Source organism: Agitococcus lubricus (assembly GCF_003051055.1).
In the GTDB taxonomy this organism is placed as follows: domain Bacteria; phylum Pseudomonadota; class Gammaproteobacteria; order Pseudomonadales; family Moraxellaceae; genus Agitococcus; species Agitococcus lubricus.
The window spans coordinates 1-20,666 of sequence record NZ_QAON01000006.1 but is presented as its reverse complement, the minus strand read 5'-3'; the positions used below and the strand labels follow the sequence as shown (position 1 = coordinate 20,666).

Sequence of the window (20,666 nt, the reverse complement as noted above, 5' to 3'; positions counted from 1 at the left end):
GGTCTGTATCAACTGATAAAGTCTCAGTCCGACACATTAAAATACATGCTAAGACCACACACTCATCCATGTAGGATTTGAATACGCAAAAGCCGCATAAAAAGTTTGTCCCTAGACAGAGAATAATGAGCGATGATTACCAGCAAAACTTTAGCCTTAGACGTCTTACATAATTTTGTTCCGTTAAATGCATTATCGGCGCAACGCTTAAAAGATGTTGTTTCTGGCTGTTATGTGGAGTCATTACCGCCCGAAAGTATTATTTGTCGTTATGGTGAATGTGACGATAAAACTGTCTTTTTGCTCAGTGGTACAGTGGCATTAATAGACCATCATGGCCAGCAAACCCTATTAAATGCCATTCAACCAGCAGCAAATTATGCCTTAGTAGACAGTCGCCCCCGTCAATTTACCATTAAATCGCATACGCCTATCAATATTCTTACCGTCAACCAACAGCGCCTGCATGATGCTTTGGTATGGGAGCAAAGTTTAAGCAGTCTAGCCAAAGCATTATTCGCCAATTTGCCCCCGAGTATGGATAAAGAATGGGTGTTGCATTTATTGCAGTCGCACATTTTTTACCGTTTACCACCAATGAATATTTTAGAGTTACTGAATGCCTTGATTGAAGTGCCTGTGAAAAAGGGACAAAAAGTCATTAGCATGGGGGATAAAGCCGATTGCTGTTACTTTATTAAATCGGGGCGTGCAGAGGTAAAACAATTAGACCATAACGAAGTATTAACCGTTGCCTACTTAGGAACAGGCGGTTTTTTTGGTGAAGAAGGCCTCTTAAAAAATGCACCACGTAATGCCGATGTTGTGATGCTTGAAGATGGCTTATTAATGCGCTTAGAACAAAAAGACTTTGACCGATTATTGCGTGCGCCCAGTGTACAAAGTATGAGTTTTTCCTTAGCACAAGCCGTGGTTAACTCTCAAGAAGCGGTTTGGTTAGATATCAGATTACTTGAGGAATATCAACTCATTCACTTAAAAGGTGCTATGCACCTGAGTTTAGCCGACATACGTCTCAAAGCGCGCCAACTTCCCTTAAACAAACATTATATTGTATGCTGTGATAATGGCCAACGCAGTGCAGCCGCTGCCTTTTTATTAGGCATTCAAGGTTATAATGCGTCTGTATTAGCGGGTGGTTTGTGGTCTCTCTCTGCAACGGAGCGAGCGCAATATTTGGAAGCAGCATGAGTACAGACAATTTTAGAAATATTGGTTTAATTGGCCGACCAGACCGTGCCTCAGTCATTGATACCTTAAACTTATTAGAAGAATACCTAATACACCAAGGCTTAACTGTTATTTATGACGAACATACCGCACATTTGATGCAGCGTGAAGGCTTACAAGTGTGTTCTAGGTCGCTGTTAGGTGAAGTGTGTGATTTAGTGATTGTCGTCGGTGGCGATGGTTCATTATTACATGCAGCCCGCGCGCTGGCTCGTTATAAAACACCCGTCTTAGGTGTGAATCGTGGTCGTCTAGGGTTTTTGACTGATATCTCGCCCGATGAAGTGATTGCCAAAGTGCAAGATGTACTGCGAGGGAATTATACGACAGACCAACGATTTTTATTAAAGTTGGAGGTTAGGTCTAATGGCGAGCCCGTTGCAGAGGCCTTAGCACTCAATGATGTGGTCTTGCATGCGGGTAAATCGGTACACATGCTCGAATTTGAGTTATATATCGAAGGGCAATTTGTCTATCGCCAGCGCTCGGACGGCTTAATTGTTGCCACACCCACAGGCTCTACCGCGTATGCTTTATCTGGTGGCGGGCCAATCATGCATCCTAAGTTAGATGCGATTGTTCTTGTACCCATGCATCCTCATACCTTATCAAGTCGACCTATTGTTGTGGATGGCGACAGTGAAATTAAAATTCGTATTACCGAAACCACGCTTAAACCCTTAGTCAGTCCAGATGGTCATACAGGCATTAGTCTAAACGCAGGTGATTGGGTTTATATCACTAAGCATCCCTTTAAGTTAAAATTGATACATCCACCAGGTTACGACTTTTATGCCGCTTGTCGAACGAAACTAGGGTGGGGCAATCCGATTAAAGGTGATGATTAATGAACCATGATACTTTTGCTGCTGTATTAGCTGCACTAACCCCCGACATTGTTGCAAATCTCAAACGTGCGGTGGAGTTAGGCAAATGGCCTGATGGTCGTCGTGTGACAGACGAACAGCGTGAAACCTGTATGCAGGCTGTCTTAGTATGGGAAATGCAACATTTGCCCGAACAAGAGCGTACAGGTTACATTCATAAAGGTGAAAAAGAAGGTGAAACTTGTGACGACCATGACCATAATCAAGAACAAACGATTAAGTTTTTACACTAAATCAGGTGTCTAAACGGTCTAACGGACTAATTACGCCTTTGCCACCCTGATTCAGAACGTGCGTATAAATCATAGTCGTGCGCACGTCACTGTGTCCCAGTAGCTCTTGTACGGTTCGAATGTCGTAGCCCGCTTGTAATAAATGGGTGGCAAATGAGTGGCGAAGTGCATGTGGTGTGACATGTTTATTCAGATTGCATGCGATTGCAGCTAACTTAATCTGCCTTTGGAGTAATTTTTCGTCTATATGGTGGCGGCGCACGCGTTGTGTTCTTGGGTCTAACGATAAGCGTTGTGCTGGAAATAAGTATTGCCAACCTAACTCCCGACTAGCGTAAGGAAATTTCTTTTCTAAGGCATAAGGAAGATAGACTTCACCATAGCCCTTTTGTTTGTCCTGTTGATGAAGTTGGCTGACCGATTGAATTTGCGACTTTAGGCTTGCCTTTAATCGTGTGGGTAACATAGTGACTCTATCCTTAGAGCCTTTACCATTGCGTACCATAATCTGATTCAACTCAAAGTCAATGTCTTGTACGCGTAAACGTACACATTCCATCAAACGCATACCGGTGCCATATAATAAATGTGCCATCAGCGCAATAACACCCTCTAAACCATCTAACAAACGTTCAACTTCCTGTTTTGCTAAAACTGTAGGCAATTTCGTTTTTCGTTTGGCGCGTAAAATATCATTGAATTGTTCTGCAGGAAATCCAAGTACTTGTTTATAAAAGAAAAGCAAAGCAGCTAATGCTTGATTTTGACTAGAACCAGACATAAACCCTTGATTAGCTAGATGTACTAGAAAATTCTCTATTTCAACTTTACCCATGAGATTAGGATGTTTATGTTCATTGAACCATATAAAACGTTTGACCCATTGTACATAAGCATCTTCAGTACGGATACTGTAATGGTATGCTCTGATACGCTGGCGAAGTAAGTCTAAAACTTTAGGCTCAGGCTTGGAGTCATCTTTTGCAACACTTTTTATGGGGTTCATATCTCATAAATCCTTGTGTTTGGATGTTAGTTATATTATACATAAGTCGTTATAATCCGCTATACGTGGATTATAAGATTTGGTGTGTAAAATTAAGTTAGAATTCTTGTTTTTTGTGTTTTTGCTAGTTTTTATGGCAGAATTGCTAATCCTTATATTTAATACGGTATTTCATCAATGTATATTAAGAAAATAGAACAATTATTGAACGAAGAAAACATAAAAGGTAAAAAAGGCTTTATTAGTTTTGATTTGGCTGGAATTTCTTTTCATGTTGCGTCTAAGGATATTGTGGGTGGAGTTTTACAAGAATGGTTTGAAAACTGGATGTTATCAAAGAAAATAGTTTTTTCTAAACCGTCAAATGCACAAGATTGGCCTGATTTTTATCTTGGTGATGGCCAGCATTTAGAAATTAAAGCGTTTAACTACGATGCTAGTCCTGCTTTTGATATTGGTAATTTTGATGCTTATACTCGTTCATTGCTTGAACATCCACAGCGTTTAGATTCAGACCATTTAATTTTTGGCTATCGCTCCAGTAATAAAACAGTGGAAATAGTTGATTTTTGGGTAAAGAAAGTGTGGGAGATGACAGGAGTATCACCGACAAACTGTTTAGAGCTTCAAGTAAAACAAAATGTGCCTGTAAATATACGCCCAAAAAACTGGCGCAGTAAAACACCAAAAATTTTTAACTCTAGACGTGATTTTGTTGTTGCTCTAGCAGAAGCATTAAATAAATTTCACCCACAACGCTATCCAGCACAAAATATAAATTGGTTAGATTCCGTAGAGAAAGCATATTTTCAAGCAACAAATACCCCTTTGTAATCATCAAGCTAAAAGTGTTAATTGACACGGAATAGATTTTTTAGGCTGTATCTGTTTAGGATATTCTTGTTTATCTAGGAATATTTGTTCAATCACTCGTTGAGATATAGCAGTAACAACGGCAACTGGTACAGTGTTGCCAAATAAATCGTGTGCTAAACGTTCAGAAATATTGAGCTTAAAGTTGTCAGGAAAGCCAAAAAGTCGGCATTGCTCTATATCTGTGAGTTTGCGAATGCCGACTTTATCAGGCACAACCACTCTATCTAAATCGGTTGCTACCAATGTAGGCGTAATATCTTCAGGATCAAGAATTTTGTTAATTTCGTAGCTAAGTTTACCTGCAACTATATTGTAGCCTTTGGCTAAGTCTTCCCGATACTGACGAATTTTTTTTGTCTTGCCGTCAGTTGTGATTTCTACTACATCTTTTGGATATTCAAACTTCAAGTAATTTTTGGCAGTTAAATCATCTAACATCTCTTTAAGATGTTCGTGTTGGTAAAACGTTTGTATTTCTTTTATTGTCAATGGCATACCATCCATCCATTCTATGCCTTTAAGTTCAGCCCACTTTTTATTTCTTCGTGACAGTAATATAAGGTTTAATAGTTTTTTCTGTTCGGTCGATATTTCACCTTTCAAGCCAATATCCCAGCTATGAATATTGTCATTCCCGCCTCTTTTGTCTTTGATGGACTTTCCATAAAGCTCTGTTAATGAAAAATGCGATAGCAATAGCTTGGCTAATTTTCCTGTCATCACAGGTTTGCCTGATTCTAATATATCTTTAAGTTTTGCATTAACTAATGGAAAATCTGTGAGGCTAACAATATTTTTTTTAGTGCCAACAATAAAAATTCTTTTTCGTGTTTGAGCTAAACCAAAGTTTTTAGCATCAAGGACTTGCCAATTAACCTTGTAATCTAATTTGTGTAGTTTTTCTAAAATCACTCTTAGTGTTCTACCCATTTCATCAGATTTTATATCTTTATCGTGGTTAATTAGCCCATCTACATTTTCTAAAATAAAAACAGGGGGCTGCTTTTCTTGTAGTATCCGTTCAATTTCAAAAAACAGAGTTCCTCGAGTGTCTGAAAATCCTTGTCTTTTGCCTGCACTGCTGAATGCTTGGCAAGGAAAACCAGCAAGCATCACATCAAAATCAGGAATATCTCTAGCTTCAATTTTTGTTATATCTCCAAAAATTGAAGAATCTTTGAAGTTGTCAGCATACACTTTTATGGCGTGTTCTTTAATTTCAGACGTAAAAACGCATTCGGATTTAATGTTTAGATTTTTACAGGCATTTTCAAAGCCAAGCCGAAAACCGCCCATTCCTGCAAATAAATCAATAAATTTAATGTCTGTTTTCATGTTTAAGTTCCACTTGACCAAAAAATCAATAAGCTCTAGGCTTATGTCTGTATTTTAGCACTTTTAGTAAAGGGGTTCCAGTTATTTCTAATACAATGCCTTTGGGTGTTGTGACGTATAGCTTTATGTGGCCTCATTCTAACTTCTGCGTCAAGTGCGACAAGCACCCAGCCGCTTATGGAGTTACTTATGAATTTAGTGATTACTGAGTTTTTGTTTATTTTGTTGTGGGTGCTTGCACCTTACGCGATTAGTTAGAATTATTAAAATTAGAGATAAAAGCCTATGTTACTTAATATAGATAAACCGCTTCGTACATCGACTCTCCATAGAGAAGATTGCCCTTATATTCCGAAGCCTTATGGTACGCAATTAAAGCCGCGTGACCAGATGGGACGTGATGGAGGTTGGTTTTTAGTCCTTTCGGAGGTGGAAGCGAAGGCAGTAGCTGAGCGTGAGTTTTCACGTGGTACATTTGTTCGTTGCTCTAAATGCTAATTGTAAAGTTATTATCATATCTTGATTTGCTGTTGTGATTTTTACGAGTATTAGAGTTGTTACCATTTATATGGTTGCATCGCTAGGCTTGTTTAGTTGCGCCGAGCGGCAGGAAAGGCAGTGCTCTATCTGTTAATCACAAGTTGTGATTTGTGTAGTTAAGCAATGTTATTTGTAGTGTGAGTTCACCTTTCTAACTTCACGCTTAAGTGGGATAATGCCCCAGCCGATTACAGGGCATTTTTCGGGTTCTGTGCGTACTGTGCAGAGGTTAATTTTGCTATGGGGCGTTACCCCTTAGCGTATAGTTAGGGAGATATGTATTCGTGATTTGTCATTTTCTTTATAGTTCAGGGGGCAAATATGCAAAATAACCAAAAAAGTTGTTTTTTCCTAGCATCACTAATTTTAGCTATGCTTGCTGGGTGTCAATCCGCAGCCCACCACAGGGCAAATGTCCAAGACAGCTCTACAGATCGTATGACTGTTGGCAAGGTGCAGAAAGAAGTTCGTGTTGGGATGAGTAGTGCTGATGTGGCATCTATACTGGGGTCACCCAATATAGTATCTACGGATGAAGAGCGTCGCGAGGTTTGGATATACGATAAAATTGCCACTGACCGTGCTTACTCGTCTAGCACTGGAGGTGTTAATGCTCTTTTTCTTGGCTTCGTCGGGGAGACTGGAGCATCTTCAACAAGCCAGCGTACGCTGACAGTCATCATTAAATTTGATAGAGACGGGAAAGTTCGTGATTTCGCGTATCATACATCGAGATTTTAACAAATGAACAGATTACCAATCATTATTGGAATGCTTTTTCTTGCAGGATGTGTGGCTGTTCCACCGAATACTTTTGTGGTTACACCAGAATTATTGCAGCAGCGACACTTAGAAACCCGTCGTTATGATGGTATTAAAGAGGCTGATTTAATTACAGCAAGTGCAAATGCACTCCAAGACTTAGGTTTTAATCTTGAGAACTCAGAAACCAAGCTTGGCGTTTTAACAGCAAGCAAGCAGCGCGATGCTACTAGTGGGGGTGAGGTCGCAGCAGCAGTTTTTGTTGCTCTTCTTGGCGGAGGAGCAATGCCAATTAGCAAAGATCAGACAATTCGCGTTTCTTTTGTTGTGCGCCCCGTTAGCGATAGTAATGGTAAAGCAATACTTGATAGCCATTTTGTTCGTGTTACATTTCAGAGAGTGGTGCGGCGTACTGATAACTCTATGTATGCGGAAACACTTCGTGAGCCAGAGCTATACACGGATTTTTATGAGCGTGTATCAAAGTCAGTTTTTCTTGAGGCGCAGAAAATATGAAGAACCTATTTATTGTAATATTCTTGTTTACATCGTTTTTAACAGGCTGCGCTACAACTAATCAGCGTGTATTAGATTCTGGCAATGAGACACAGCTCCAAAAGCGCAGCTACCAATCAAGAATATTTGATACCACAGATAAAGAAAAGGTGTTGCGTGCAACGATTTCGACACTTCAAGATTTAGGCTTTGTTATTGATCGAGCAGACTTAGTGCTTGGTAGTGTTAGTGGTACAAAACTTGATGGTCATCAAATCAAAATTACGGTGTCGGTGCGTCCTAAGGGGAGTGATCGCATGTTAGTGCGAGCTAATGCGCAATTCAATATTACTCCGATTGAAGATCCAAAGCATTACCAAGACTTTTTTTCTTCACTTGAGAAATCATTGTTTCTTGTTGCTCATGCTGGCGAATAGTGGGCTATAGAATAAGGGGGTAATTTTGGAGCTAACCCCCTAACTTTCCGCTCAAGTGGGATAACGCCCCAGCCAATTACGGGGCATTTTTCGATAGTTCTGAGGTACGTCTCAGTTGTTGATTTTGCTGTCGGGACGTTACCCCTTAGCGGTGTAGTTGGACAACTATTAGCGTGTGATTTGCTGTATATTTTTTATCTTATATCTATTTGTTATTGTGGGTTTTACGCGTATATTTGAGTTGTTATAATTCATCTGGCTGCATCGCTAGGCTTCTGTAGTTGCGCCGAGCGGCAGGAAGGGTAGTGTAGTATTGGTTCATCGCTAGTTGTGATTTGTATAGTGAACTAATTTTGTTTGTAGAGTGAGTTCACTTGTCCAACTTCACGCTCAAGTGGGATAACGCCCCAGCCGCTTTCTGAGTTGTTTTTGATGGTTCTGAGGTACATCTCAGGTTTTAGTTTGCTATGGGGCGTTACCCCTTAGCGTATAGTTAGGCCTCAATTTTTACTCTTTTGAATGTAATGTGGTACAATTTTCGAGCATCCTAATTGAAATTAGCGGAGAGACTAATATGAAAAATGAGCAAGAAAATCAGAACCTTACGAAAATCCCATCTAATGTGCCAACTCACATTAACCTTGGAGCTGCTACATCTATGGATTTGTCTTGGCTCTCTGAGAATGAGCGTAAGGCTTTATTGATTGATTATGCAAAAGGCATGATTGATATCAATAAAAAAGCTCAAGATTTACATATTGATGCAGAAGCTTTGAAAAAAGTACTAAATGATTTGTCTGGAACAACTAGAGAGGTTTCTGAAAGTGGGAATGCTGTAACCATCACACATACACAAACCACAAAAGTAGGTCGAACAGAAATTATGATGGGTAATACACAACAAGCCCAAAGTGGCAAACTATCAAAAAGTCAGACAGGTGAAAAAGACTGGACACCATATTATGTATTTGCAGCAATATTTGCATTGATTGTTATTGCTGCCATGAGTAAATAATATGGCGAAAATAACTCTAAAAATAACAGATGACACCTTTCCATCAACGGCTATTGCTGAATTTAATAAAAAAATAAAGCCGTCGATAAAAGAAAGTCCTGATTTTCCATTGTTTTATGAGCAGGTAAAGATCTGTATTGATGACTATTGTTCGCGAGTTAATAGTATTTCCAGAGCTGGGACTACTATATATATTAAAAAAGAAATAACTTTTCATAATCTTGTTGTATGCATTATTTTGGAGTCTCCAAAAAGAAAAGAAACATTTGTTGATATTGTTAAGAATTTGGTGTTTAAAGGTTAATCATGTCAAAATATAACAGAGGGGGTTCAAGAAATAACTATAGGAAGTCTTATAATAATTATGGCAGTGAAAGAGCTAGGCAACATATCAGGGAAGCAGAGGCTTTAACCAAAGAGCTTGGTGGTACGGATAAAGATGTAAAAGAATACTTTTTTTCTCTTAACCCTCAAGAGTTAGAATCAATTCTAACGGAGTATGGCTATAAATACGGAGAGGATGCAAAAGAATATGCCGAGAAAACTATTACTAAATGGAGCAGTGGTCAGGTTAATATGAGCGGCATGGTTGCTGAACGATTATTTAATTTATTGCCTCCGCATATGCCTCTACCTGTGAAGTACAAATTAATAGAAAATTTGTGGACTCATGTTGGAGTATCTTCAAAAAAAGTCTTTTACGTTGGTTTAGATGCTGATGTTAATGAAGTTGAAAAAGTGGTAAAAGATTATCTTGAAAGTGTTGTAAATGTTTATCAAATACCCGCATCCATGGAAAAACGCTTCAATTGGTTATCACAAGGTGATGCTAATGTAAAACAACAGTTGTTAAACTTTTTTCAACAAAAAGAAAAGAGCTTGCTTTCAGATGTACTAACTACAAATTTACCTATATTAATTAGCCACATAGCAAATGCAAAAAACGACTTTTCTACTAATGCTTCTCAGGTGTTAAGTGTTGGCAAGCATGAAGTTTTAATAAAAATAGATAAAAACATTAATGGTGTTACGGATGTTGCGCCTGTGATAAAGTATCCAGAGAGTAATAATATTATTTGGTGGATTATAGGGTTTATTATTATTGCTATAATTTTGAGTAAGTAATGCCTAACTTGCGCGTCAAGTGTGACAAGCACCCAGCCGCTTACGGGGCAATTTTCGGGTTCAGTGATTACTGAGTTTTTGTTTATTTTGTTGTGGGTGCTTGCACCTTACGCGGGTAGTTGGACAACTATTAGCGTGTGATTTGCTGTATATTTTTTTATCTTCTATCTATTTGTTACTGTGTGTTTTACGAGTATATTTGAGTTGTTATCATTCATCTGGCTGCATCGCTAGGCTTATGTAGTTGCGCCGAGCGGCAGGAAGGTCAGTGTTGTATTGGTTCATCGCTAGTTGTGATTTGTGTAGTGAACTAATTTTGTTTGTAGAGTGAGTTCACTAGTCCAACTTCACGCTCAAGTGGGATAACGCCCCAGCCGATTACTGAGTTGTTTTTGATGGGTGGTGAATCTGTCTTATTATTTTATTTTGCTATGGGGCGTTACCCCTTAGCGTATAGTTAGGGTTTTATGGATTATTCTTGTCCTGAATGTAAAACAAATTTAAGATATAAATATATAAAATCTAGGTTCTATAAGAATCCTAAAGCATCGTTTTCTTTAGGATTTTCTTATATATGTCCTAGTTGTAAGACAGAAATTATAGAAAATGAAAATAAAAAAAGTAATACATCAAAAGCATACTTTAGTTTATTGCTACCTTTAGCTTATTCATTTGGTACTATATATGTTATGAGCTATAGTTTTAGTAGGGACGAAGCTCTTAGTTTAGTATTTGTAATATCATTATTTGTAATATTTATCACAAATAAATTATTTGTTAGTAAAGTTCCAAAAGAGTGGCAGTATTGGCGAAAAAATATTGAGTAGCTTTAATTCTAATTAGAGTAACCCTAACTCAACGCTCAAGTAGGATAGCACCCCGCGCGGATTTAGTGTATTTTTGAATGGTTCTGAGGTCAATCTCAGGTTGTAATTTGTTGAGGGGTGCTACCTCTTAGCGTTAAAGTTAGGGTTTATTTGATGGCTTTTAACAATAAATTAATATTCAATATTTCTTTATTGTTTTTACTAACAAGCTGTGGATATTTATTTCAACATCAGCAAGATTGGAGTTTTATACAGTCTGTTGGTGGAGTAAAAATATCAAATCCAGTTTATACAGATGCAGGTCTTATTTTGCCAGTTTTTTGCGATGTATCAGGACTTTATGGGTTTACTGTAAAGCCAACTGTAATGAACTCTGCTTTAGTATTTGTTAATGTGAATGCCAAAGTAAAAGAAGGTGAAATAAATATCATGATAAGCACTAAGCTTGCATCTTCTAATACGGAAAAGGATAGAACACGTTGTCAGCCTGTACATTTCAAGAGCCTTCCAATTGGGAGCTATAAAGTTTATTACAAAGATTTAAGCGGCGTGCAAAATTATATTGATGATGTAGTAGTCGGAAAATAATATGAGATATTTCTTGGTGTTAGTATGTTTTTTAGCTTGTTCAAGTTGTGATACTTTTCCTAAGTCTGCTTACAGCATTGGTAGTATGGCCATTTACGATGTTAAAGGCGAAATACCTTTTTTGTGCAATCGCCTTGAAGATATTGCTATCCAAAATAAGTTGATTAAACAACTTCCTAAACGCCAAAATACTTTATGTTACTTTTCTGAAAGCAAGTTAAATAGTATTGTTATTGGTGCTCGTTCATTAAATAAGCAATTGGTTGTTGATATTCAGGTCCTTAATAACATGAAAACGTACAGAAAATTAAAATTACAAATTGAGGAGATGTTAAAATTGAATTATCCTGAAAATTACTTAGAAGTCATTACACCCTAACTGATGCGTCAAGTGCGACAAGCACCCAGCCAATTATTGTTCACTTTTTTATGGTTCTGAGGTAATCTCAGTTTTTAATTTCGTTGTGGGTGCTTGCGCCTTACGCGGATAGTTGAACAACTATTAGCGTGTGATTTGCTGTATATTTTTTATCTTATATTTATTTGTTACTGTGTGTTTTACGAGTATATTTGAGTTGTTATCATTCATCTGGCTGCATCGCTAGGCTTATGTAGTTGCGCCGAGCGGCAGGAAGGTCAGTGTTGTATTGGTTCATCGCTAGTTGTGATTTGTATAGTGAACTAATTTTGTTTGTAGAGTGAGTTCACTTGTCCAACTTCACGCTCAAGTGGGATAACGCCCCAGCCGCTTTCTGAGTTGTTTTTGATGGTGGTGAATCTGTTTTATTATTTTATTTTGCTATGGGGCGTTACCCCTTAGCGTATAGTTAGAAAAATGTGGAGGGTTTAAATGTATTTTCAAGTTTTAATTGAGACAAGCGAAAAATCAGGGAAAAATGAGGTAATGAAGCAGTATTATGAATTAGATAAAACAAACATATCTGAAATAGAAGAACGAATTGTTTATCCTTTTCTTCGCAAGGAAGACTTTCAATTTGATGGTTATTTTCTTAAATATGGTGAAATAAAGCGAATATCTATTAAAGAGACCCAAAAATCTGCTGTTGAATTGGCACAGTATGAAAATGACCACATGGATTCTTCAATAGTTATGTATGTTTCTCCAAGTGATATTGTGAGCTATACAGAGCATACTAAAGATGTAACAACTGCTATATTTGAGAAAGCAAAGGCGGCAGTAAAGAATAGCCCTATGCCTAAAGCTGAAAAAGAGATTAGCATGGATCGCTCTAAAGTTTTTATTGTGCATGGTAGAGATGACTTAGCAAAAACTGAAGCAGCACGATTTATTGAAAAGCTTGGTCTGACAGCCGTTATTCTTCATGAGCAGGCAAGTACGGGAAAAACAATAATTGAGAAGATAGAAGAATATACTAATGTTGGTTTCGCTTTAGTATTATATACACCTTGCGATGTTGGAAGTGTTCTTGGTAATGCCGACACAAAACCTAGAGCGCGTCAAAATGTCGTATTTGAACATGGATATTTAATTGCTAAGTTAGGTCGTAAGAATGTCTGTGCTCTTGTAAAAGGTAACGTTGAAATACCAAACGATATTAGCGGTGTAGTATATGTGCCATTCGACACACACGCAGCATGGCACTTAGCTGTTGCTAAAGAATTGAGAGGTGCTGGTTATACTATTGACATGAATAAAGTGGTATAAATATTATCGTCTAATACGCATCTTAAGAATGGACGCTTTTCTAACTTGCGCGTCAAGTGTGACAAGCACCCAGCCACTTACGGGGCAATTTTCGGATTCAGTGATTACTGAGTTTTTGTTTATTCAGTTGTGGGTGCTTGCACCTTACGCGGAAAGTTAGACGTAAGACATGTGTAATAAGATTACTACTGAGCAAATACTTAAGCGTTATTCATTGGGAGAGAGAGTTTTTACTAATCTAGAACTTGATGGCCAAGTATTTGATTTTAGTAATCAATCGCTTTCAAATATAGATTTTTCGGGTTCATTTATTTGTGCAATTTTTAAAAATGCTAATCTTGTAGGTGCTAACTTTTCATCTACCAATATTAAAACATGCGATTTTACTGATGCTAATTTAGCGTATTCAAATTTTAATAACGCAGCAATAGATGGTGCAGTATTTGACGGTGCCAAACTAATAGGAGCTTGTTTTGAGGGAGCAACTGAACAAGGTTATGTTTATGCTTCTAATGATATTCCAAAAAGTTCGTGTTAAATCTACGAGCAGAAACCATGAGCCTATTTTTTATTCTTTATAGTTAGTGTATTTTTAGTGTGGGTGTATTGAAGTAAAAATTTTTTAATTGGTTTTGTCTAACTAATAATTCAACTGGACACAACCCCAGCCGATTACGGTGATATTTTTTATATTTTTGGCAAACTCTCACTTGCTTATTTTGCTGTGGGGCTGTGCCAGTTAATTTTAAGTTGGACAACTATTAGCGTGTGATTTGCTGTATATTTTTTATCTTATATCTATTTGTTGTTGTGGGTTTTACGAGTATATTTGAGTTGTTATCATTCATCGGGCTGCATCGTTAGGCTTTTATTGTTGCGCCGAGCGGCAGGAAGGGCAGTGTAGTATTGGTTCATCGCTAGTTGCGATTTGTATAGTGAACTAATTTTGTTTATAGAGTGAGTTCACTAGTCCAACTTCACGCTCAAGTGGGATAACGCCCCAGCCGATTATTGGGCATTTTTTGATAGTACTGAGGTCAATCTCAGGTTTTATTTTGCTGTGGGGCATTACCCCTTAGCATATAGTTGGACAACTATTAGCGTGTGATTTGCTGTATATTTTTTATCTTATATCTATTTGTTATTGTGGGTTTTACGCGTATATTTGAGTTGTTATAATTCATCTGGCTGCATCGCTAGGCTTCTGTAGTTGCGCCGAGCGGCAGGAAGGGTAGTGTAGTATTGGTTCATCGCTAGTTGTGATTTGTATAGTGAACTAATTTTGTTTGTAGAGTGAGTTCACTTGTCCAACTTCACGCTCAAGTGGGATAACGCCCCAGCCGCTTTCTGAGTTGTTTTTGATGGTTCTGAGGTACATCTCAGGTTTTAGTTTGCTATGGGGCGTTACCCCTTAGCGTATAGTTATACACCGCGCTCAAATCTAATAAAACCCTCCGAATTATTCAAGACCTAAAAAGCCAGTTTTATATTATTTTTATCTATTCACGGTTAATAATTAAATTAACACCAATTTAATATCTAATTTATCAGTAATTAAAATCACAAATCACAAATCACAAATCACAAATTACAAAGTTACTTTTAACTAAGTTAATAAATAACTTTTGAATAAATAATTTATGAATAAATAACTTTTGAATATGTGAATACAGGTATACAGGTTAATTTTTCCGAATCTCGGACAAGAGTCCAGCATTAAAGGTACTGGACTCTTAAGTCATTTTGACGTGAGTGTGTCATGGTGTCGGTGTCACAGGGTGTCAGTAAGTCATTTTGACTTAATAGTCCAAGCCTAAAAGTATCACCCATGATACAAAAGCGTACCATTAAAGGGGGTACGCCTTAAGATAAGCCCCTCCCACCTAATCGCACTTTCGTTCGTCCTCACGTCCGAACATTAACCGCGCTTAGGTTGTCGTGTACTTTTTACAGTATTGTGGAATGGTTGATTAGAAGGCGGAGAACGTCGGAGTAAGACAGGAAAGACAGGCCGCAAAGAAGGAGAGGCACATTTATCTGGTATTGGGTTTAATCGCGCGACTATCTATAGAAAGGTTTAGATGTCAGGGACGATGATGTATAGCCATCATAAGCAAGCCCCCTAATTTACTGCCAGCCCGTAGAGAGTTTGCGCCTTTTCGCCATTGTTGGCGCATTGCTACGCAATACGCAACGGAATGACGAAAACGCGCCCCGTTTGCTTGGCTTGCTTGCGCAATCCGCGCCGCACTAGAGGCGCATTTTCTGATTCCTAGCGAGATTGCGAGCGCGACTAAAAAGGGGATTGCATAGCGATTATTTGTTCTCGGTACGTCCACGCCCATTTTTTACCGAAGATAAGCGGCAAATCTTCATAAGAGAGGAAGCCCACAGGCTCAAACCCGCCTGAAGTAGAGGCAGCAGCAAAGCTACCCGACCAAGAAGCCGCCCATAGAGCAACCTTTTTACGCCATTCGATAGCCTTAGCACTATAAAAGGAGAAGCGGGAAGAACAGACTCTATCCCCACCGATGACGGAATAGAGCCTTGCACCTTTATCTTGAGGCTGACGATAAGCAAAGCCTTTGGAAATGTACTTGGCAACATAAGCGGCTAAGGCTTCACCTGTTTTTTTAACAGGGAGTAGCTCAGTACGACCGAAGCCGTACTTTTTAGCTGTCTTACGCCAGAACGCCCACTCAGCCCGCAAAGTAGCGCTTGCCCCGTCCTTGTAACGTCTCTCTTTAATGGCTTGAAAGTCAACACCGCGCCGAATATCTTGTTGACAAACAACGACTAAGTGAAAATGCCAACGGCCTGATTGTTGACGCTCAGAGACGCGAATGCACTGTGCATAGCGTTCACGGAGAACGCCAGTGATTAAGGAATTTAGGCGTTTAGTTGCCTCTTTATGGCACTGGACATCATCGGCAAAGGTGAGCGTTAAAAAGCCGATACGGTCTAGGCCGTACTTATCAAACAAGGCCATAACTTCGCGTTTAACCTTAAATTCGGCTTTACGAATCCATGAGGGATTCAGGGTAGGGACAGGGGAAACAGGAGGGAGATTGTCCGTTGTAGGGCATTCGTTTGAGTTGTTTACTCTAAGACAAGGAAGGGAGGCTACGCCTCCACTCAAGGCCACCTCTCCGCAAGCGGAGGCCTCTCCTTGATTGGAGGACTTGCCCCCCTGATTGTGGGTAGGGTAAACGACAGAAGGTGACGCGCCACTTGAAACGAGGTCATCTATAGATAAGGTAGACTTTTGAGAGAGTGGGCGTAATAGCTCACAATCGCTACGGGTTAAGGGCGATTGATTAAGGGCTTGTGAAAGCTGAACGGCAGAGAGGCCGCGCTTAATAGGGTAATAAGTGCTTAATGCCATTTAAGCCGCCTTGCAAACGCAAGACAGCAAAAAACAATATAAGCAAGAAAGGGCTTACAAAGCCTTAAAAATAAGGCTAAAATGCTTTTCATCAGTCTATATCTGCCGTGTAAAACAGAATTTTCAAGACTGGTCACGCCCTGAAGGTTTGCAGACCTTGCAGGGCATTTTATTGTCTAAGAAGGGAAGCAGACCCCTTCGTTCCCACTATCATTAAAAAATTATGGCAGTCTGCCTACTACAGCTCAGTCGATTTTAAGTAGGATGGGACACGCTAACTTATTTATTAGACTATAAAATCCAGTACCCAATACGGCTTTACAGTCAAGCCGCGTCGTTGTATAACTGGTTATTCAAGGCGATGCGAAGTGAGGCAGCGTTAATGACCCACATTAACCGCGCACGCCTTAATATTTAGTTAGGTTAATAAATGGACTTGAAATCAAATAGCGCAATAGAAATTATTAACGCTATTAGTGAAGCTGAATCTTGGTTTTAAGCCTATTGGGATAGCAAGAAATCTCGATCATCCTTAAGAACCTTAGAGTTCGCACCTGATATTTTTCAAAAAAATCATTTTTATACAGTTAAATATGTTATCTGTGCTCGTAAGTATAAAATTAATGAAAATAATATTGAAACTAATCAAGATATAAGTATAAGTAAAGGTAAAGTACTAATTTATGATCCTGACTCAAATATGTCTGATGGAATGTCAGAGGGTGTAACGGATGGATTTATTGATGTAAACGATTGTCCACCGTGGGATATATGGATTGGCTATATAGCTGTAAATAGAAATCGTTATGTCTTGAGTTGGATTCCAAATCAATTAATTGGACTAGTCGAAGAAGCAATATTTGTGAACTGTTCAGGTTCATTGTATTGGTTAGAAGATTGTGATGAAATTTGGGCTAATGAGTTGAGGTTACTCTTAAGCAAACATTAACCTAACTTTGCGCTCAAGTTGGATAACGCCCCAACCGATTATGGGGCATTTTTTTATGGTTCTGAGGTACGTCTCAGTTGTTTATTTTGCTGTGGGGACGTTACCCCTTAGCGCAGGTAGTTAGGTTTTATTAAATAACCCATAAATCGAATTATTTAACCCATATTGTCCTTGTATTGCTGCTTGTTGCATTGCTGCTTGGCGAGCATATCCTTGCCTTTGAGTTAAACCAACTAACTGAGCAATAGGGTCGTAATTAATACCTTTATGTCTTATCATGTTTAATGCTTGGTTTTCATCACATTCTATTGTGTATTTTTTGGAAATTTCAGCTTCATTTTTTGCGTAATGTAAGTAGCGCAAATTGTAAATTTCCTGTTTTTGTTCATCAGTTATTTTTAACAAACCATCAATAATTTCATTTTTGTTTTTTATCTGTTCTTTTAATCTGGAAATAACAAAAATAAAAGAAAAAAGACAAGCCAACAAAACACACGCTATGATTAAATTCATCGTCAATACTCCACAACCTAACTCAGCATTTAAGTCCGATGCAACCCCAAGCGGTTGCTGTGTTGTTTTCTCTGTCATATAATCACCATTGTTAATCATGTTTTGTTGTTGGGCTGCACGGCTTAATGCAGGTAGTTAGGCATAGTATTTATGAGATACTTATTAGAAAAAGAACTCTTGTCAGTCTTGTATCGCGGGAAATCAGTAGAACAATTTCTTGGATATGGCTCTACTGATAAAACTATTCGCTGGATTGAGTTACGCCCCAAGGTTGAGACTTCTGAAGTTTGGTTATTTGAAGTTGAGAATATCGGCTCAAATGATTATTTAGATGTTTATTCCTTTCCTGAAGTTGATGGCTCTAACTCACAAGCCTTAGTTACATTGCAGCCAGAGAAAGCAATTCAATATTGCTATGAGGAGCTAAATGCAATTCCTACATGCTGGGTAAATCAAGGCGTAATTCAGGATGAATATGCCAACTTGCTATCTCAAAATTGAAAATATCTAAAAAATCATTTACTTCTAGTGTAAAATATTAATTTTGGGTAGTTCGATTTTTTTGTGTCGTACCAGCCTAACTTTCGCATCAACAGCGACAAGTACCCAGTCAATTATTGTGTATTTTTTGATGGTTCTGAGGTAATCTCAGTTTTGAATTTTGTTGTTGGGTACTTGCGCGTTATGCGCCTAGTTGGACAACTATTAGCGTGTGATTTGCTGTATATTTTTTATCTTATATCTATTTGTTATTGTGGGTTTTACGAGTATATTTGAGTTGTTATCATTCATCTGGCTGCATCGCTAGGCTTATGTAGTTGCGCCGAGCGGCAGGAAGGTCAGTGTTGTATTGGTTCATCGCTAGTTGTGATTTGTATAGTGAACTAATTTTGTTTGTAGTGTGAGTTCACTAGTCCAACTTCACGCTCAAGAGGGATAACACCCCAGCCGATTACGGTGAATTTTTTGAAGGTTCTGAGGTCAGTCTCAGGTTTTAGTTTGCTGTGGGGTGTTACCCCTTAGCGTGTGTAGTTAGATGCTTCTAAGTACACAAGGAAAAGTAGATATGACAAATATTTCCGAAGCTGCTGTAAAAAATGCCATTCTTGGCTCAGCACCAGAACGTAAAGAGGAATTAGAAAAGCTTTGGCTAGAGCATATGCCACAGGTAAACCAAATCGAAGATAGGCTTGGATTTTCCCTTGAGGCAGGTTCGTTTGGTCTTATATTATTCAATCATAAGACCATGTGCAAAATATGGCTTCTTGGTTTTGCGGCGCAAAAATCTTTTAATCTTTATTATCCATATCTGTTTCTCTCACAAGCAACTGGAACTCCATTCGCACCATTAGAAATAACACAGGAAGATGCATCATCTAAATTAAAAGAAAGCATAATTAGCCTGCTTGAATCGGTTAGTTATTTAAAAAGTATTGAATCAATTGAGCAATTCTCGTGGCCACAGGCAGTCCCAAAGCCTGATTCTGGCAAACCAAAAGATATAAATGGTAGTATGGCATTTGATATATTATGTATTACTGCCGCATATTGTTTTCTTCATGAATTAAAGCATGTTCAATTCCGAAATTCGAATACTATTCTTGATTACCATCAAGAGGAATACGAATGCGATAAATATGCCAGAGACTTCCTTCTAGAAAAAATTGAAGTCTACTCAAGGACTAGTGGCTACGATTTGGCTCTTTTAAAAAGCAAAAGAGGTATGGCTATCGCACTTGCTTCGGTTATGCTTTTGGTAATTACTCCAGAAGATAATTGGAAAGGCTCGACAACTCACCCACCTGTATTGACTAGAATTCAAGAGCTTGTTGATAATATTAATGTCTCAGATAATGATTATTTTTGGCAGTATTTATCTTGCTTGCTTTTATCTGTAATAGAGCATAAAAAAATAGCTGTTACCCCTTCTGTCGTAAAGACACAGCAAGGATACTGCCAAATGTTACTTGCCGCTATAGATTCGCATCTAACTTCAGCGTCAAGTGCGACAAGCACCCAGCCGATTATTGTGTAATTTTTGAATTCAGTGATTACTGAGTTTTTGTTTATTTTTCTGTAGGGTGCTTGCGCCTTACGCGGGTAGTTAGGTTTTTATAGTAAAATGATACTTAATCTGTTGGTTTTACGTTGTAAAAATTTGGAAACATCAAAATTATTTTATGAACAATTTGGCTTGAATTTTGTTAAAGAAAAGCACGGCAAAGGAGTTGAGCACTATTCGACATATATAGAAAATTTAGTTTTTGAATTATATCCTTTATCTTCTGCTGAAGCTGTGTGTAGTTCTAGGCTAGGTTTTTGCCTGAAAAATATTGAATCAATAGTTCTAAATTTAGAAATTCATAATCAATATGAATTCAATGGTAAAGTTATTTATGTTGTTTTAGACCCTGATGGAAGAAAAATTGAAATTTCTTAATAATTTGTCGCTAGTATTCTTTTACAAATGAACAGATTTTACATCTAAGTATTTAATTAAGAAATAAACAATATAACCAATAAGTTATTGTTTTTTAGTGTTAAAACCTAACTTTCGCATCAACAGCGACAAGTACCCAGCCGATTTGGGTGTTATTTTTTATGGTTCTGAGGTAATCTCAGTTTTTAATTTTGTTGTGGGTACTTGCGCGTTATGTGATCCTAGCCAACTAAATGGACAATTATTCCCTCTAAAGCTAATTTAAGAATTATGTTTGGAGAGAAGAAATGGCAAAACGTTTTAGCCCTGAATTTA

22 protein-coding genes are annotated in these 20,666 nt (G+C 38.2%); 18 read left to right on the top strand and 4 right to left on the bottom strand.

The window, feature by feature from the left end:
• Positions 1-132: 132 nt before the first annotated feature.
• Genes C8N29_RS07580 through C8N29_RS07570 form a run of 3 tightly spaced genes read left to right on the top strand, consistent with a single transcriptional unit; the run spans position 133 to position 2,371 of the window.
• Positions 133-1,212 carry a cyclic nucleotide-binding domain-containing protein gene (locus C8N29_RS07580; protein WP_107865459.1) on the top strand — a complete coding sequence of 360 codons (1,080 nt, stop codon included), beginning with the start codon at positions 133-135 and terminating at the stop codon, positions 1,210-1,212.
• Complete coding sequence (locus C8N29_RS07575; RefSeq protein WP_107865458.1) at positions 1,209-2,099, top strand: NAD(+) kinase; 891 nt, start codon at positions 1,209-1,211, stop codon at positions 2,097-2,099. Before C8N29_RS07580 ends, C8N29_RS07575 begins: the two co-directional genes overlap by 4 nt.
• Complete coding sequence (locus tag C8N29_RS07570; RefSeq protein WP_107865457.1) at positions 2,099-2,371, top strand: YeaC family protein; 273 nt, start codon at positions 2,099-2,101, stop codon at positions 2,369-2,371. The genes C8N29_RS07575 and C8N29_RS07570 overlap by 1 nt, the downstream gene beginning before the upstream one ends.
• A gap of 1 nt (position 2,372) precedes the next feature.
• Here C8N29_RS07570 and C8N29_RS07565 read toward each other — a convergent pair whose 3' ends face one another.
• Positions 2,373-3,377, bottom strand: coding sequence for an integron integrase (locus C8N29_RS07565; RefSeq protein ID WP_107865456.1), 1,005 nt, complete (start codon positions 3,375-3,377; stop codon positions 2,373-2,375).
• A 177-nt stretch (positions 3,378-3,554) separates the two neighbouring features.
• Between C8N29_RS07565 and C8N29_RS07560 the strand changes: the two genes are divergently transcribed.
• On the top strand, positions 3,555-4,211 hold the full coding sequence (locus C8N29_RS07560; RefSeq protein WP_107865455.1) for an NgoBV family restriction endonuclease: 657 nt from the start codon (positions 3,555-3,557) through the stop codon (positions 4,209-4,211).
• A 3-nt stretch (positions 4,212-4,214) separates the two neighbouring features.
• Here the strand turns inward: C8N29_RS07560 and dcm are convergent, their stop codons facing one another.
• Positions 4,215-5,588, bottom strand: a complete 1,374-nt coding sequence (gene dcm / locus C8N29_RS07555) for a DNA (cytosine-5-)-methyltransferase (RefSeq protein ID WP_107865454.1) — start codon at positions 5,586-5,588, stop codon at positions 4,215-4,217.
• An 861-nt stretch (positions 5,589-6,449) separates the two neighbouring features.
• On the opposite strand from dcm, the gene C8N29_RS07545 reads away from it, so the two are divergent.
• The 11 genes from C8N29_RS07545 (at position 6,450) to C8N29_RS07500 (ending at position 13,602) form a co-directional block, all read left to right on the top strand.
• On the top strand, positions 6,450-6,869 hold the full coding sequence (locus tag C8N29_RS07545; RefSeq protein WP_107865452.1) for an outer membrane protein assembly factor BamE domain-containing protein: 420 nt from the start codon (positions 6,450-6,452) through the stop codon (positions 6,867-6,869).
• A 3-nt stretch (positions 6,870-6,872) separates the two neighbouring features.
• Positions 6,873-7,406, top strand: coding sequence for a hypothetical protein (locus C8N29_RS07540; protein ID WP_107865451.1), 534 nt, complete (start codon positions 6,873-6,875; stop codon positions 7,404-7,406).
• A complete protein-coding gene (locus C8N29_RS07535; protein WP_107865450.1) occupies positions 7,403-7,822 on the top strand; it encodes a hypothetical protein in 420 nt (139 codons plus the stop codon). The genes C8N29_RS07540 and C8N29_RS07535 overlap by 4 nt, the downstream gene beginning before the upstream one ends.
• A 574-nt stretch (positions 7,823-8,396) precedes the next feature.
• Positions 8,397-8,837, top strand: coding sequence for a hypothetical protein (locus tag C8N29_RS07530; protein ID WP_146164435.1), 441 nt, complete (start codon positions 8,397-8,399; stop codon positions 8,835-8,837).
• A 1-nt stretch (position 8,838) separates the two neighbouring features.
• On the top strand, positions 8,839-9,141 hold the full coding sequence (locus C8N29_RS07525) for a hypothetical protein (RefSeq protein WP_107865448.1): 303 nt from the start codon (positions 8,839-8,841) through the stop codon (positions 9,139-9,141).
• A 2-nt stretch (positions 9,142-9,143) separates the two neighbouring features.
• Positions 9,144-9,962 (top strand): hypothetical protein, encoded by an 819-nt coding sequence (locus C8N29_RS07520; protein ID WP_107865447.1) that lies wholly within the window; start codon positions 9,144-9,146, stop codon positions 9,960-9,962.
• Positions 9,963-10,429: 467 nt separating this feature from the next.
• Positions 10,430-10,789 carry a hypothetical protein gene (locus C8N29_RS16665; RefSeq protein ID WP_146164434.1) on the top strand — a complete coding sequence of 120 codons (360 nt, stop codon included), beginning with the start codon at positions 10,430-10,432 and terminating at the stop codon, positions 10,787-10,789.
• 153 nt (positions 10,790-10,942) lie between these two features.
• Positions 10,943-11,377, top strand: a complete 435-nt coding sequence (locus C8N29_RS07515) for a hypothetical protein (RefSeq protein ID WP_107865446.1) — start codon at positions 10,943-10,945, stop codon at positions 11,375-11,377.
• Between the two features lies 1 nt (position 11,378).
• Entirely contained in the window at positions 11,379-11,756 is a 378-nt protein-coding gene (locus C8N29_RS07510; RefSeq protein ID WP_146164433.1) for a hypothetical protein, read from the top strand.
• Positions 11,757-12,227: 471 nt separating this feature from the next.
• Complete coding sequence (locus tag C8N29_RS07505) at positions 12,228-13,064, top strand: TIR domain-containing protein (protein ID WP_107865444.1); 837 nt, start codon at positions 12,228-12,230, stop codon at positions 13,062-13,064.
• Between the two features lie 169 nt (positions 13,065-13,233).
• On the top strand, positions 13,234-13,602 hold the full coding sequence (locus C8N29_RS07500) for a pentapeptide repeat-containing protein (RefSeq protein WP_107865443.1): 369 nt from the start codon (positions 13,234-13,236) through the stop codon (positions 13,600-13,602).
• Positions 13,603-15,357: 1,755 nt separating this feature from the next.
• Here C8N29_RS07500 and C8N29_RS07495 read toward each other — a convergent pair.
• Both C8N29_RS07495 and C8N29_RS07485 read right to left on the bottom strand, forming a co-directional pair.
• Complete coding sequence (locus C8N29_RS07495; RefSeq protein ID WP_107865442.1) at positions 15,358-16,449, bottom strand: rolling circle replication-associated protein; 1,092 nt, start codon at positions 16,447-16,449, stop codon at positions 15,358-15,360.
• Between the two features lie 1,069 nt (positions 16,450-17,518).
• Positions 17,519-17,989 (bottom strand): hypothetical protein, encoded by a 471-nt coding sequence (locus tag C8N29_RS07485; protein ID WP_146164432.1) that lies wholly within the window; start codon positions 17,987-17,989, stop codon positions 17,519-17,521.
• Between the two features lie 72 nt (positions 17,990-18,061).
• On the opposite strand from C8N29_RS07485, the gene C8N29_RS07480 reads away from it, so the two are divergent.
• The 3 genes from C8N29_RS07480 to C8N29_RS07470 all read left to right on the top strand — a co-directional run bounded on the left by C8N29_RS07480 (position 18,062) and on the right by C8N29_RS07470 (position 20,351).
• Entirely contained in the window at positions 18,062-18,412 is a 351-nt protein-coding gene (locus tag C8N29_RS07480) for a hypothetical protein (protein ID WP_107865439.1), read from the top strand.
• 565 nt (positions 18,413-18,977) lie between these two features.
• Positions 18,978-19,946 (top strand): phage exclusion protein Lit family protein, encoded by a 969-nt coding sequence (locus C8N29_RS07475; protein ID WP_170106929.1) that lies wholly within the window; start codon positions 18,978-18,980, stop codon positions 19,944-19,946.
• A gap of 87 nt (positions 19,947-20,033) precedes the next feature.
• A complete protein-coding gene (locus C8N29_RS07470; protein WP_107865437.1) occupies positions 20,034-20,351 on the top strand; it encodes a VOC family protein in 318 nt (105 codons plus the stop codon).
• Positions 20,352-20,666 lie beyond the last annotated feature (315 nt).

Coding starts and splice junctions, on each gene's coding strand:
- C8N29_RS07580 (WP_107865459.1), top strand. CDS start 133: ATGATTACCAGCAAAACTTTAGCCTTAGACGTCTTACATAATTTTGTT.
- C8N29_RS07575 (WP_107865458.1), top strand. CDS start 1,209: ATGAGTACAGACAATTTTAGAAATATTGGTTTAATTGGCCGACCAGAC.
- C8N29_RS07570 (WP_107865457.1), top strand. CDS start 2,099: ATGAACCATGATACTTTTGCTGCTGTATTAGCTGCACTAACCCCCGAC.
- C8N29_RS07565 (WP_107865456.1), bottom strand. CDS start 3,377: ATGAACCCCATAAAAAGTGTTGCAAAAGATGACTCCAAGCCTGAGCCT.
- C8N29_RS07560 (WP_107865455.1), top strand. CDS start 3,555: ATGTATATTAAGAAAATAGAACAATTATTGAACGAAGAAAACATAAAA.
- dcm (WP_107865454.1), bottom strand. CDS start 5,588: ATGAAAACAGACATTAAATTTATTGATTTATTTGCAGGAATGGGCGGT.
- C8N29_RS07545 (WP_107865452.1), top strand. CDS start 6,450: ATGCAAAATAACCAAAAAAGTTGTTTTTTCCTAGCATCACTAATTTTA.
- C8N29_RS07540 (WP_107865451.1), top strand. CDS start 6,873: ATGAACAGATTACCAATCATTATTGGAATGCTTTTTCTTGCAGGATGT.
- C8N29_RS07535 (WP_107865450.1), top strand. CDS start 7,403: ATGAAGAACCTATTTATTGTAATATTCTTGTTTACATCGTTTTTAACA.
- C8N29_RS07530 (WP_146164435.1), top strand. CDS start 8,397: ATGAAAAATGAGCAAGAAAATCAGAACCTTACGAAAATCCCATCTAAT.
- C8N29_RS07525 (WP_107865448.1), top strand. CDS start 8,839: ATGGCGAAAATAACTCTAAAAATAACAGATGACACCTTTCCATCAACG.
- C8N29_RS07520 (WP_107865447.1), top strand. CDS start 9,144: ATGTCAAAATATAACAGAGGGGGTTCAAGAAATAACTATAGGAAGTCT.
- C8N29_RS16665 (WP_146164434.1), top strand. CDS start 10,430: ATGGATTATTCTTGTCCTGAATGTAAAACAAATTTAAGATATAAATAT.
- C8N29_RS07515 (WP_107865446.1), top strand. CDS start 10,943: ATGGCTTTTAACAATAAATTAATATTCAATATTTCTTTATTGTTTTTA.
- C8N29_RS07510 (WP_146164433.1), top strand. CDS start 11,379: ATGAGATATTTCTTGGTGTTAGTATGTTTTTTAGCTTGTTCAAGTTGT.
- C8N29_RS07505 (WP_107865444.1), top strand. CDS start 12,228: ATGTATTTTCAAGTTTTAATTGAGACAAGCGAAAAATCAGGGAAAAAT.
- C8N29_RS07500 (WP_107865443.1), top strand. CDS start 13,234: ATGTGTAATAAGATTACTACTGAGCAAATACTTAAGCGTTATTCATTG.
- C8N29_RS07495 (WP_107865442.1), bottom strand. CDS start 16,449: ATGGCATTAAGCACTTATTACCCTATTAAGCGCGGCCTCTCTGCCGTT.
- C8N29_RS07485 (WP_146164432.1), bottom strand. CDS start 17,989: ATGACAGAGAAAACAACACAGCAACCGCTTGGGGTTGCATCGGACTTA.
- C8N29_RS07480 (WP_107865439.1), top strand. CDS start 18,062: ATGAGATACTTATTAGAAAAAGAACTCTTGTCAGTCTTGTATCGCGGG.
- C8N29_RS07475 (WP_170106929.1), top strand. CDS start 18,978: ATGACAAATATTTCCGAAGCTGCTGTAAAAAATGCCATTCTTGGCTCA.
- C8N29_RS07470 (WP_107865437.1), top strand. CDS start 20,034: ATGATACTTAATCTGTTGGTTTTACGTTGTAAAAATTTGGAAACATCA.